Below are 14,107 nucleotides of genomic sequence, written 5' to 3'. Positions count from 1 at the left end.
TTCTCTGCTGAAGATTTTGAACAGCCAGATTGGAGCAAATACAAAGATTTAGGAGATTATATCATTGTAACCGATCCCACTTTGAAAAGAACCTTTTAATAAAAAAGCCTCCAATTAATCTGGAGGCTTTTTATTGTTTATTTATTTTTCAATAAATCTCTTATTTCAGTTAACAATACTTCTTCTTTAGTTGGTGCTGCAGGAGCTGTAGAAGTCTTTGCTTCCTCCTTGCGCTTTAATGAATTTATCCCTTTTACCAAAAGGAAGACCACTAATGCTAATAAAAAGAAATTCAAGGCTACAGTTAAAAAACTTCCATAGGCAAATATTGCAGTTTCTGGAATTTGTCTAGCTTTTTCTAGGGTTGTACCATCAGGCACATTCCCCTTTAATACAACATATAAGTTGCTAAAATCTGGTTGCCCAATTATAGAAGAAACAATTGGCATCACTAAATCTTTAACAACACTATCAATTATTTTACCAAATGCACCCCCAATAATTACACCGACAGCAAGGTCCATTACATTACCTTTGATTGCAAATTCTTTAAATTCTTTTACAAAGCCCATAGATATTTGTTTTTAGTTTTAATTTAATGGAAATAAATATATCGAATTAAGCAAATAAACTGTCTAAAAATTTAAAAAAAGAATAATACTTGCCTTTTGCCTTAATTTTAAAGCAAATGCTTATTTTTGGAAATTAAAACTGCTACTCTACTATATGCTAAAGCAACATCTACAACAAAAATTATTACAAAAGCTATCTCCGCAACAAATACAATTCATTAAGTTGTTGCAGGTGCCTACTGTTGCTTTAGATACTCGTATAAAAGAGGAATTAGAGGAAAATCCAGCGTTAGAAGATCCTAGTTTAATGACTGCTGATGAACCTGTAAATGAATATGATGATTTGAACGAACGTGATGATTTCAATCAAGAATCAAGTGATGAAAGTAGCAGTACAGATGAATTTAATGTAGAAGATTATTTACAAGACGATAATACGAACGATTACAGTACATCTTACAACAATGGTGATGATGATGAAGAGAAAAAAGAGACCCCAATAGCCATTGAAAGTACTTTTTTTGAAAGTTTACAAGAACAATTAGATCTTGTTCCTTTATCTGATACAGATTTTATTATTGGAAAACAGATTATTGGGAGTTTGGATGATGATGGTTATCTACGTCGTCCGATTACGTCAATGATAGACGATTTGGCTTTCTCTCAAAATGTAATGATTGAGGAAGAAGATGTTTTAGAAATGCTAAAAGTAATTCAAAGCTTTGATCCTCCAGGCATCGCAGCTCGTGATTTACAAGAATGTTTATCTCTTCAGTTAAAGCGTAAGGATGTACATAATCCGATTATTAAAAAGGCAATTTCAATTGTAGAACATCATTTAGATGAATTTACACGTAAACATTACGATAAATTAGAAAAATCTGTTGGATTAAATAGTGAAGAATTAAAAGAGGTTGTTGCAGAAATTTTGCGTTTAAACCCTAAACCTGGAGATTCTAATCAGGTTACTACGAAACAGCTTCAAATTATACCCGATTTTCATATCAGTAATAATGATGGAATTTTAATTTTGACATTGAACTCTAAAAATGCACCAGAGTTAAGGGTAAGTCGTTCTTACATGGATATGTTTGATCATTACGATAAAGCTGCTCAGAAAGATAAAAAGTTAAAAGAAGCAGTTCAATTTGTAAAACAAAAACTTGACTCTGCTAAATGGTTTATTGATGCTATTAAACAAAGACAACAAACTTTGCTTAAAACCATGAATGCCATTATGCATTACCAATATGAATATTTTTTAACTGCAGATGAACGTAAAATGCGTCCGATGATTTTAAAAGATATTGCTGATAAAATTGGAATGGATATTTCTACTGTTTCCAGAGTTGCAAACTCTAAATATGTACAAACAGAATTTGGCACATTTTTACTAAAATCATTTTTCTCTGAAGCTATTCAGACTGAAAATGGCGAAGAAGTTTCTAATAAAGAAGTAAAGAAAATATTAGAAGATTGCATTGGCAATGAAGATAAACGCAGACCTTTGGCCGATGAAAAGTTGACTGAAATTTTAAAAGAGAGAGGTTACAATATCGCCAGAAGAACAGTAGCTAAATACCGTGAGCAAATGAATATTCCGGTTGCAAGATTGAGAAAAGAACTTTAATCAGTTAGCTGAATTACCACATTCTCATCGTGCTCATTACTTGGTACACGTTATTCAATTGTAAACCCAATACAATTTCGTGACTACCGTAACTCACTTTGTTTAGTTGTGAAGTTGTAAAATCGTAGGAATACGTTAAATTGATTAGCTTATTAATATTTAATCCTGCCATTGCAGAATAAGAATCGTTATACCTATAACTTCCACCAATCCAAAAACGATCTTTAAAGGCAACTTTTAAGTTCGCATCTACAGATAATGGTGCAGGATTTACATATTTAACCATAACCGAAGGAATAGCCGAAATATCTTCATCAATAAACAATTTATAGCCTGCAGTAAGGAAAGCATGAGGAACTTCTTTTCCGCTAGTGTAATTTGGATCGTTAGTAAAGGCTAACTTTTGAGGTAAGATTTGTTGTACAGAAGCTCCTGCAAAAAAACGGGCGCCATACAACCAAACTCCCATACCTAAATCTGGTTTAACCTGACTAGTTATTGTATTGTTTAAAGCTGGATCATTGGGGTTTTCTAAAGTAAGCTCATTCACATTTAACCCAATTCTGGTTATTCCAACCGCAGCACCAACCGATAAATTTAAGGTTCCCGACAATTGAAGATGATAGGCATAGGTTAAATTCGCATCTAATCTAGAGATAGGCCCTGCCTTATCTAAAACTACTGTAGCACCCATACCATGATGCGCTGGCGATGCCGTGTAATTTTGCATGTAATTATCACTCATAGGGTCATCCCCCTTTTCTGGCATTGACAACGGGTTTTTCCATAAATAATCACTCCCTAAGCTCCAATGTGCTGAGGCAAAAGTAGTTTGTGGTGCACCTTCAATACCCGACCATTGTTTTCTGTAACCGGCTTTAAAATCAGTATAATTTTCTATGCCGCTTAATGCAGGGTTTAGCAAATAGTTATTGAAAATATACTGTGTATACTGCGGCCTTTGCTGACCAAAAGAAGATAAGCTTATTCCAATTATAAAAATGATGATGTAGTAACTTTTTTTCAAAACTATCTTATAATGGTTAAATTTCCTGTTATACTTTTTCTTCCGCTATTTGGATTGATAATATAGTAATAAGTTCCGACAGGTAGCGCTTGATTTTTATAATTTCCATCAAATGGTACAGCATACCCTTTGCTGAAAAACACCCTTTGCCCATTCCTATCAAAAATTTCTACATTACTGTTTGGATATGTATCCAAATATTTCACATTCCACACATCATTCACTCCATCGCCATTTGGTGTAAAGCTATTTGGAGCATTCACATTTTGCAACACATGCACATATACTTGGTCAACTGTAGTACAACCTTGATCTGAGGTAACGGTTAATGTATATTGAGTATCGGTTTCTGGCTTAGCAATTGGATTTAAAATATCATCAGCACTTAGACCAATACTTGGTGTCCATTTATAAGTTAAGCCAGTACCAGTTGCGTTAGCTTGCATCTTTTTCTCACCACCTACTAAAATATAAAAATCTGCACCTGCATCAGTAATAGGAATCGGGTAAACTTCAATATCTTGCCCAATACTAACTGTACACCCATTTTGAGGTGTAAATGTATAGATGATGTGGTGTATACCAGGGCCAGCTAGTTTCGGATCAAAAGTACCATCAGGTTTTATACCCGTACCACTATAAACACCTGCCCCATTTATTCCGGAGTTTTCAGTAGCTTGATTAACAATAATATCACCAACATTCTCACAAACAGCAGGAATAGGGGTAAAAGTTAATTGAGGAGCTGGCTTGATGGTAATGTTATGCATGGCAGATAATGTACAACTCTCGCCAGAATAAGCCACCAATTTGATGGTATATGTCTTATTTGTATTTCCTCCAAAAGGAGCATAGGTTAAAGGTATATCATCACTTATTGGAAGTTTTGGATAAGGAATAGTAATGAAACTTGTAGGGTTGTTTACAAAGTCTTGATAAATTTCTACTTTGGTGATGCTACCAAAAGCTGCTGCAGATGTACTGTTTATAATTACATCATTCCCGCTACATAAATTTGCTTCATTCTTAATTGTAAAATCGGCTTTAACAACTGCTCCATTAACTGTAAATGGATATGATTTTTCATCAGTACAACCATTTACATTTGTAATTGTAAGCTTAACTGTATAGTTACCTATTGCATTATAAGCATGTTTACCATCCTTTTGTGTTGAGCTATTTGCAGCACCCGAAGCTGGATCTCCAAAATCCCATACATAGGTTAAACCAACTTCACTTCCATTTTGATCTTTTGATTTATTAATGAAATTGGCAAAACCATCAGCTAAACAAAAATCAGGAGTACTAAAATCTGCAATTGGCAAACCTGTAATTACTATTGGATGTGAAATAGTGCTTGTGCAACCTTTATTAGAAGTTGTAGTTAAGGTAATTGTGTACGTACCAGCTCTTATATATTGATGATTTGGAGTTGATGAATCTGGTCTATCTTCGCTTACACCATCGCCAAAATCCCAATGCCAGTTTACTATTTTAGCATCTGCAAAAACCGCAGTACTAATAGTAGATTGATCTGTAAATGTAAAACTTGTATTTATGCAGGTGCTAGGAACAGTGAATTTTGCATCTGGTACAGGATAAATAATAATATCTTGTGGAAAAACATCTGACATACAACCGTTCTCTGCACTAACAAAAAGTTTAACTGTATAAGTGCCTGGAGCTGTGAATGTATGTTTTGGTTTTTGTTCGGCAGATGTATTTAGTGCTCCAGATGCTGGATCACCAAAATCCCATTGCCATTTGGTTATTACTTTTCCATCAGCATTTGCATTACTAGCATCTGTAAAAATAATCCCTTGATTGGCACATTTTTCGGTTGCTGCAGTAAATTTTGCTGTGGGTAACGAGTCAACATCAAATGTAAAATTAAGTTCAATGTCACTAGTAGAGCAGCTTCCAGCGGTTGCTGATAAAGTTGCAATAGCGGTGATTTGGGTTTTACCTGCTACTGTAAATGTCTTGCTAACTGGCGCAGTATATGTGTAAAGTACTGGGCTTGTACCATTGGTTGTAAAAGTTGGGTTAGGAATGTTAGAATCTACAGTTCCGTCACCATATTTCCATATAAGTCTATCTAGTTTATAAGGCAAAGTCAGTTTAAAGTCTGATTCCTCCCCTAAACATGCACCTGCATTTTCATTACCAGTTACTTTATTTACTAATATCAAAAATTGTGTCGAAGCTAAATTTGTACCAGCTGAGTAAGCATAAGATTCAGTTTGACCAAAACCATAAGCAATCGCATTAAAACCATCATCTGCAGTCAATGTTAAACTCTCGTCATAAACTGGAAGTTGAAGATATGCGTAATTAGGATCCGATGGCATAATTTGCCAACTTCCACGGGCATTTCCATTTAATTTAAATGTTGATACTTTACTGGTTTTCATAAAAACATTAATATATTTCTCTGTTATAACATTTTTATCAGATGAAAATACCGTTATATTTTTAATATTAAACTCTATTGGATTAAGCAATACCATTTCAGGATCTCCAGTTAATCGTCTACCATTTATATCTGAACAGTTTTCAGTAAAAGAGTATTCAGCAACACTAATTAATTTATCTGCCGAAACAATAACTGGATCAATCAATGTTCTTTCAAGATACTGTCCTTTATTAATTACGCCCATCAATGCACCATCCAAAGTTACTGAAGTATTATTTTCTTGAGCCAATACCCTCACAATATATCTTCTGTTAATAAAGGGAATGACCCCATAGGTTTTACCCCAACTATTAGTAGCATATAATTGTTGAAACAATGGATCTCTTGAATTAGCACACCCAATGCTTACTGATGTACTACCTGAGAAAGCAGCAAAACGCTTACAGTTTGAAGTTGTTGTATCAACCTCAACAAAAACACCTGTTAAATCTTCTCTTATTAGCGGCATATATTCATACACATCACCTTTGTTCAACATGGGGATAGAAATAGTGCTACCATCTATTTTGTGAAGAATTAAATTAGTACTATCATTTGCAGCAATTAAGACTAAAAAATTTTTACATTCTCCCTCTATTCCTCGATCTTGCGTATAATTCATAGAATAGTACTTCTGACCTAAAGCTTCATAAGGTAAAATTAAAGTAGCTGCAGATCGAAAACCTGCAAAAACATGACTATAAGCGACAACTTTAGGTTTTCCTGGCGTAACTACAATATGTATTCCCCTATTAACTAGTTTATTATTGCTTTCTGTTCCATCAATATACGAATCGGATCTACTAACCAAAAAAGTAACTACAGTATTTGCCGGAATTAATTTAGTTTGAGGTAAACTTGTACCGCAACTTACAGTAACCTCTGAGTCAAATTTAGATGTAATATTTACATTCATTGTAGCAAGGCTAGAACTACTTGGGTCATGTGTTGGGAAAACAGTCCAAAATTCCATCCCTTCATTAGAGATATTCTGAGCCAGCGCATTTTGAGAAAATCCCAGCAATAGAAATAAAGTAATAGCCAGACAAAGTTTCTTTGCCAAAGCATTACCTATCAAAAGTTTAGAGCACATTTACAATAATAATATTTTATTACTAAACTGATGATTTTTCAGGAATTTTAAAATAGAATTCCCTACCTACGAAAGCAAGTTCTGTCGAGCAATAAACTCTAATTGTCTATTGGCAACCAACAACTTCTCTGTAAGTTCTTTATTCTCTTTACGAAGTGTGTAAATTTCAATAGCTTTTTCAATATTAATCCTTAAATCCTCTTCCATCCAAGGCTTTTGAATATACCGATAAACTTGACCTTTATTTATCGCATCTATTACGGCATCAATATCGGTATAGCCTGTAAGTATCATTCGTATTGGATCCGGATGCGCTTCTAAAATAGAAGCCAAAAACTCTACTCCAGTAGTTTTTGGCATCCGCTGATCCGTTATAATAATGTGTATATCTTCTTTATCTAAAATTTCCCTGCCTTCATCTGCAGATTCGGCCGTAAAAATCTTATACAACCTACGATAAGTGGCTGCAAATGCACTTAAATTGTGCGGTTCATCATCAACATATAAAATGTTTGTGCTCATTAGGGATCTTTAATAAAAGATAAAAATACTTTTTTATTATAACTCTTAAAAGACTAATTTAGTTGTTTTAACAAATAATTGATTTTTTATTATTAACACATAGCTATTTATCATTTAAAATGCAACCTAAAACTGGTTCTAATCCATCTTTATCTCAGCTTATTACACAAACATCAGCGCTAAATAACGTTTATAAACCAGTATTTTTTAATCTGACAGATAGCGCTCAAAAAAAAGACGTTGAAACATTAATTTCTAATAAAAACAACCTGCAGGTTTACGACCATATTTATACTCAGGTAGAAGAATTAATAAAATGTCTACATCCTACTATCGTTTTCTTACCTCCAACAGAATTAGCTAAAGCCGTTGAAAATCATTTCGGTGGTAATCCTCAAGAAGAGTATGGAGTTTGGGTTTATTATCCCTGGGCCGAAAAGTTAGTTCATTTACTAAACGAACCAGAGTTTGCACTAGTTCGTACCAATAGAAATAAGCATAAAATTACCGATAAAGAGCAAAATCTGCTTTCTCAAAAAAAGATTGGCGTAATGGGTCTTTCTGTTGGTCAATCCGTTTCATTAACGCTAGCCATGGAGAGAGGTTTTGGCGAGTTGCGTATTGCAGATTTTGATGAATTAGATTTAAGTAACATTAATAGAATTCGAACCGGAGTATATAATCTTAAAATCAAGAAAACAGTTATTGTAGCGAGAGAAATTGCAGAAATTGATCCTTACTTAAATGTTGTTTGTTTTGAGGATGGCATTACCGATGAAAACTTAGACGATTTCTTAACAAAAAACGGTAAATTAGATTTGCTAATTGACGAATGTGATAGTTTTGATATAAAAATCAATGCTCGTAACAAGGCAAAAGCCTTAGGGATACCGGTATTAATGGAAGGAAGTGATAGAGGGACTATTGATATCGAAAGATTTGATTTAGAACCTAACAGACCTGTATTACACGGAATGGTTGAGCATTTGGATATGAGCAAATACAAAACGCTCTCAACAATGGATGAAAGAATTCCTTACATAACGGCCGTTACTGGTGTCGAAACGTTATCTCCACGCATGAAAGCCTCTGCTGTAGAAATTATGGCTACCATTTCTACTTGGCCACAATTAGCAAGCGCAGTTACCTATGGTGGTGGCATTACGGCTGATCTTTCTAGAAAAATATTACTAGGTAATCTTAGCGTTTCTGGTCGATTTTTCATAGATATGGATGAGCTAATCAGCGATTCAATCCCTTCGTCACCAGTTAATACTGAAGTAAAGGCTATCGCTCCTCTTCAAACTACAGAGATAGAAGAATTTATTACAGAACATCAATTAGCATTTGAAAATAATGCAAATCCTATTTCAGAGAATATATTAAATCAATTAATAGAAGCCGCGGCAAAGGCTCCATCTGGTGGCAATAACCAACCTTGGAGATGGCATTATAAAAATGGAATATTACATTTATTTTTAGAAAAAAGTACAGCTCAAGCCTATTTAGATCCACAATATATTTCTTCCTATATTTCTTTGGGTGCAGCAATTGAAAATCTTTTATTAGCCGCAGCAAACTTAAATTTAAATGCAAATTGGCATTTAACACCTCAACTAGCTCCTACACATATTGCTTGGTTTAATTTTACAGAAAACCATGTGGCAAGCGAGCAAGAAAATCAATTGGCAGCTCAAATTGAATTAAGGCACACCAACAGAAAAATTACGCCAAGACAAGAAATAGAGGAAACAGATTTAAATTATTTATCTAGTTTGGTTACACAAGTTGCCAATGCAAAATTAACTTGGTTAACAAACCCAGAGCAAATAAAAGCTTTAGGGGCTATCTCTACGCATACTGATTTACTACGATTATTTATTCCAGCTGCACACGAGGATTTTATTACCAGAGAAATGCGTTGGAATTTAGATGAAGTAAATGCAACAGAAGATGGAATTGGTATTCATACCTTAGATTTAAGTAATAACGATCAAATTGGAATACGTCTGTTAAAAGATAAAAAGATGATTAGCTTTTTACAGCAGATTAATGGAGGTAGCGGTTTCAAAAGATTATCAATGCAACAATTCATGGCTTCATCTGCTGTCGGATTGATTACCATGCCAAAAGGCGCTATCAATTCATTTATTGAAGGTGGTATGGCTGCAGAAAAATTATGGCTTGGCGCTAGTGCTTTAAATTTACAAATCCACCCTGTGAATGTTCCATTAATCTTTTTCTACAAAAATTCAGTTGAAGATAGTTTAAACATCCCCTTAGAAAGCAAAGCACAATTAACACAAGCCGAGCAAGGTTTTAAACAATTATTTAGCATAAAGGAAGAAGAACAAGCTATTTTTATGTTTAGAATATTCAAAGCAACTCCATCACCAGAAAGAACCATCAGAAAATCAACTGCTAAAATATTCTCCATTGGAAGAGCTTAAGCCGCATATAGATAATTTATATTTCAGAACATTTAGAGCTGTAGATGATCGCTCGGCTTGTATGAAATTTATTGAAGGACACACACATGTACTTGAAATTTTTGGCATTACACAAATTACTTCAGCAAAAATAGATTGGGTGATTAATCCAAATGTTTACGTAATTTTAGTAAGTGCAGAAGAAAATGGAAAAGCATTGGCGGGTTGCAGAATTCATATTGCTGATGGGAAAACACCATTACCAATTGAAACTGCCGTAGGCGAAATGGATAATAGAATTTATACTATGGTTGCTGAGCGAATTGTTGCTGGTACTGGCGAGTTTTGTGGCTTATGGAATTCTTGGGAAATTGCAGGTTTGGGAATCGGAAGCGTGTTTTTAGGCAGGATTAGTATTGCCATTTCTACCTTACTTAATTTAACAACCTTATTTGGCCTTTGCGCCCCTGCTACTTACCGAAATTCTATAAGAGGTGGATTTAGAGTAATTAATGAAATTGGAATTAACGGAAAATTCTATTATCCAAAGGAAAATTTAACTGCAACTGCATTATTAATTGAAGACACTATTGGTTTAGGTGCCACACACCCAGATGAAATACCAAACATTATGCAATTGCGTGAAAAAAAGCAACAAACAATTGAGTTTATTGGTAGCAATGGCTTACCTATTAATCTTCATATTAACTTAGAACTATGAGGATAAAAATTCTATTATTATTTGCTCTCCTATTCTCATTTACAAATTTTGCATTCGCAAAAGATGGAATTTCTTTTGGTAAAGAGATTGCATATACCGCCGAAACTTTTAAAGATACAAACGGCAAGCTGACTATAAATGAGGTGATGAATACTAAAAATTTCATCCCGAATAAAAATGCTGTCTTAAATTTTGGAATAGACAATTCAACTTATTGGATTAAGATAAAAATAAATAAGACTGAGAAATTAAAAGATGTATTACTTTTTGTTGATCAAGCTAGACTAGAAAGTGTCAATTTCTTTATTGCTCGAAATGACAATAGCATTTCAAAAAAGCTCATCAATTCAGGTTTCACAAAAAAATTCAGCCTATCTCAAAAGCTATTTATTTATGAAATCCCTGCTGATTTTAATGCCAAAAACGATGTAATTTATATTCAGGTAAGGTCTAAAGAACTGTTTGTAGTTCCAATTCATGTTTACAACGAAGGCTCTATTATTACCACTTTCTTAATTAGAGACATGACATTCGGTTTTTATACCGGTATTATGGTGGTCATGTTTCTATACAATTTATTCCTGTTTTTTAGTGTTAGAGACAGGAGTTATATTTATTACGTTGTGTATATCTGTTTGGTATGGTTATCGCAAATATCAATTCAAGGGTATGGCGTAAAATATTTTTGGGAAGACAAAAGCTGGTTAGATGATAAGTCGGTTATTTTGTTCTCGTTGCTGGCCGTAATTTTCACCACAATTTTCACCCAATCGTTTCTTAATACAAAAGTATATACCAAAAAAGCGCATAAATACATCAATATATACATTGTTTTAGCTGCATTGGATATTGTAGTTTTATTTAGTGGTAAGCACCAAGTAGCGTTTATTTTTATGCAATTTTTAACCTTTATTGGGGCAATTATTGCGCTTTCATTGGCTTACTATGTATACTTTAAAAAGAATTTTAATCCGGCAGGATATTACCTTTTTGCCTGGTCAATATTATTAATCGGGGCCATTCTTTTCATTATGAAAGATTATGGCATCATTCCATACAATAATTTTACTATATACCTTTTACAAATTACTTCATCTATAGAGGTAATGTTGCTTTCTTTCGCACTGGCAGATAAAATAAACTTCTTTAAACGAGAAAATGAAAACGCACAAGCACAAGCCCTAAATGCTTCATTAGAAAATCAAAAGCTAATAAAAGAGCAAAACATCGTCTTAGAAAAGAAGGTACAAGAACGAACCGAGGAATTGCAAAACACAAATTCAACGCTAAATGTTACCCTAAACAATTTAAAGGATACGCAATCTCAACTAGTAGATGCCGAAAAAATGGCTGCACTGGGTCAGCTAACAGCAGGTATTGCGCATGAAATTAACAACCCAATTAACTTTGTAACTTCTAATATCAAACCTTTAGAATTAGACATTAATGATCTAAAAGAGATCATTACCAAATATGAAGAAATCGATTTTGATAAAGATATAAAAGAGCAAGTGGAAGAAATTGAAGCGTTTAAAAAGCAAATCGATCTCAACTTTGTTAATAATGAAATCACTTCTCTTTTATCAGGTATTAGTGAAGGCGCAAAACGTACAGCCGAAATTATTAGAAGCTTACGAAACTTTAGCCGAATTGACGAGACCGATATGAAACCTATAGATTTGAACGAAGGTTTACAATCTACATTAGTATTGGTAAGAAACAATTTACCTGATAATTTGACTGTAATTAAAGAATATGGCAACCTACCAAAAGTAGAATGCTTACCAGGAAAAATCAATCAGGTGTTTATGAACTTGGTATCTAATGCTATTCAAGCTATTAAAACTAAGGAAGTACAACAAGAAGAAGAGTTTTTAACAATTAAAACGTGGTATGAAGATCAGCAGGTAAAAATTAGTATTAAAGATACTGGTATAGGCATGACAGAAGAAACAAAACATCGTATATTCGAGCCGTTTTTTACCACTAAAGATATCGGCGAAGGTACAGGATTAGGTCTTTCCATTGTGTTTAGTATAATCGAAAAACACAAAGGTCACATAGAAGTTATCTCAAAGCTGGGTGAAGGAACAGAATTTATTATTACCTTGAATATAAATCCGCAATAAGAAATCAATGAAAACCCCAACCGTAAGAGTTTTATATATTGACGACGAGGAAAACAACTTACAAGCGTTTAAAGCAAGTTTTAGACGACAGTATGAGATTTATACGGCCATTTCTGCTGCGGAAGGTTTAAAAATTCTTCAGAATGTAAATCTTCAAGTAATTATCGCCGATCAAAAAATGCCTAACACTACTGGGGTAGAGTTTTTTAAAAGTATTACTGAGACTTTTCCTGATCCAATGCGTATCCTTTTAACGGGTTATACAGATATTGAAGCATTGGCCGATGCCATTAATCATGGAGATATATATCGCTATATTACCAAACCTTGGAATGATCTTGAGTTACACAACTCTATAAAAAATGCGTACGATGCGTATAAAGCTAAAATAGATCTACGGAATAAAATAGCGGAATTAGAAAAAACGAACGATGAGTTGAACCGTTTTATTTATAGCATTTCTCACGAATTAAGAGCTCCTCTAGTTTCGGTAATAGGGATTGTTGGTTTGGTAAAAATGGAGGGTTTGTACAACTCTAGTGGAGAATACTGGAGTTTAATAGAAACCTGTTCTAACAAACTCGATTATTATATTCAGAAAACTCTACAATATTATAAAAACAATAAAACTGTAGCAGATAAAAGTCCCGTAGATTTCAATAAATTAATTTCTGAGCTGATAGATGTTTATTCGTACACAGATAAAGACACACGCTTTACGGTTAATATAGATCAACAGGTGGAATTTAAAGGCGATTTATTTAGAATTGAAGTTATTCTTGGTAATCTCATATCAAATGCAATTAAATACCAAAAAGTAACCGAGCTAAATAAAAAGGTAAATATAGATGTTGAAGTAAGTAAGGAATTTGCACAAATCAGCATTAGCGATAATGGAATGGGTATTTTAAATGAACACCTAGAAAAAATATTTACGCAATTCTTTAAAAGTAAAGTTCATCACGGCAGTGGACTAGGTTTATTCATTGTAAAAGAAGCATTAAATAAAATTGAAGGGCGTATATCTGTAAGCTCGGATGTTGATCATGGTACAACTTTTAAAATAACAATACCTAATGCAAAGTGATATTAAAAAAGTAATGTTAATCGATGACAATGAAATTGATTTAAAAATCAACTCAAAACTCATTAGCTTATCTAACTTATTTCAAGAAATTATTTTTTGTCAATCAGGTGAAGAAGCATTGGATTATTTAAGTCGACACATGAACGACGATGATAAATTACCTAATTTCATTTTATTAGATATTCAAATGCCAGAAATGGATGGTTTTGAATTTTTAGAAGAATACAAAAAATTCTCTACCACACTTACCGATAAATGCCCTGTTGCAATGCTTTCTTCTACACTAGATTTTGGTGATACACAGCGAGCAGAAGCAAATCCTTACGTAATAAAATTACTAAAAAAACCACTTTCCCCTAAAGAATTGGCTGAATTGTTATAATACGATTGATCATCATCTACTCGCCATCTAAGCGCAATTTGTCATCCTGAGCGCCGCGAA

At 33.6% G+C, this 14,107-nt stretch carries 10 protein-coding genes; 6 read left to right on the top strand and 4 right to left on the bottom strand.

Annotation, left to right across the window (positions count from 1 at the left end; all coding sequences use genetic code 11):
• Window positions 1-137 precede the first annotated feature (137 nt).
• The gene (mscL, locus tag WC622_RS10470) at window positions 138-572 is read right to left on the bottom strand and encodes a large conductance mechanosensitive channel protein MscL (protein ID WP_372819636.1); all 435 of its coding nucleotides are present in this window, start codon (window positions 570-572) and stop codon (window positions 138-140) included.
• A gap of 154 nt (window positions 573-726) precedes the next feature.
• Between mscL and rpoN the strand changes: the two genes are divergently transcribed.
• A complete protein-coding gene (gene rpoN / locus WC622_RS10465; RefSeq protein ID WP_372819635.1) occupies window positions 727-2,202 on the top strand; it encodes an RNA polymerase factor sigma-54 in 1,476 nt (491 codons plus the stop codon).
• 13 nt (window positions 2,203-2,215) lie between these two features.
• Here rpoN and WC622_RS10460 read toward each other — a convergent pair whose 3' ends face one another.
• The 3 genes from WC622_RS10460 to WC622_RS10450 all read right to left on the bottom strand — a co-directional run bounded on the left by WC622_RS10460 (window position 2,216) and on the right by WC622_RS10450 (window position 7,299).
• The gene (locus tag WC622_RS10460) at window positions 2,216-3,229 is read right to left on the bottom strand and encodes a type IX secretion system membrane protein PorP/SprF (protein ID WP_372819634.1); all 1,014 of its coding nucleotides are present in this window, start codon (window positions 3,227-3,229) and stop codon (window positions 2,216-2,218) included.
• A gap of 2 nt (window positions 3,230-3,231) precedes the next feature.
• Window positions 3,232-6,777, bottom strand: coding sequence for a PKD domain-containing protein (locus WC622_RS10455; RefSeq protein WP_372819633.1), 3,546 nt, complete (start codon window positions 6,775-6,777; stop codon window positions 3,232-3,234).
• A gap of 66 nt (window positions 6,778-6,843) precedes the next feature.
• The gene (locus tag WC622_RS10450; protein ID WP_372819632.1) at window positions 6,844-7,299 is read right to left on the bottom strand and encodes a response regulator; all 456 of its coding nucleotides are present in this window, start codon (window positions 7,297-7,299) and stop codon (window positions 6,844-6,846) included.
• Window positions 7,300-7,418: 119 nt separating this feature from the next.
• On the opposite strand from WC622_RS10450, the gene WC622_RS10445 reads away from it, so the two are divergent.
• Genes WC622_RS10445 through WC622_RS10425 form a run of 5 tightly spaced genes read left to right on the top strand, consistent with a single transcriptional unit; the run spans window position 7,419 to window position 14,047 of the window.
• Window positions 7,419-9,749 (top strand): Rv1355c family protein, encoded by a 2,331-nt coding sequence (locus tag WC622_RS10445; RefSeq protein WP_372819631.1) that lies wholly within the window; start codon window positions 7,419-7,421, stop codon window positions 9,747-9,749.
• Window positions 9,736-10,449 carry a hypothetical protein gene (locus tag WC622_RS10440; protein ID WP_372819630.1) on the top strand — a complete coding sequence of 238 codons (714 nt, stop codon included), beginning with the start codon at window positions 9,736-9,738 and terminating at the stop codon, window positions 10,447-10,449. The genes WC622_RS10445 and WC622_RS10440 overlap by 14 nt, the downstream gene beginning before the upstream one ends.
• Complete coding sequence (locus WC622_RS10435) at window positions 10,446-12,578, top strand: 7TM diverse intracellular signaling domain-containing protein (RefSeq protein ID WP_372819629.1); 2,133 nt, start codon at window positions 10,446-10,448, stop codon at window positions 12,576-12,578. Before WC622_RS10440 ends, WC622_RS10435 begins: the two co-directional genes overlap by 4 nt.
• A gap of 7 nt (window positions 12,579-12,585) precedes the next feature.
• Window positions 12,586-13,665, top strand: coding sequence for a hybrid sensor histidine kinase/response regulator (locus WC622_RS10430; protein WP_372819628.1), 1,080 nt, complete (start codon window positions 12,586-12,588; stop codon window positions 13,663-13,665).
• The gene (locus tag WC622_RS10425) at window positions 13,655-14,047 is read left to right on the top strand and encodes a two-component system response regulator (RefSeq protein ID WP_372819627.1); all 393 of its coding nucleotides are present in this window, start codon (window positions 13,655-13,657) and stop codon (window positions 14,045-14,047) included. The genes WC622_RS10430 and WC622_RS10425 overlap by 11 nt, the downstream gene beginning before the upstream one ends.
• Window positions 14,048-14,107 lie beyond the last annotated feature (60 nt).

This window comes from Pedobacter sp., assembly GCF_041662865.1.
Taxonomy (GTDB): domain Bacteria; phylum Bacteroidota; class Bacteroidia; order Sphingobacteriales; family Sphingobacteriaceae; genus Pedobacter.
This window is presented reverse-complemented; position numbering and strand designations above follow the sequence as displayed.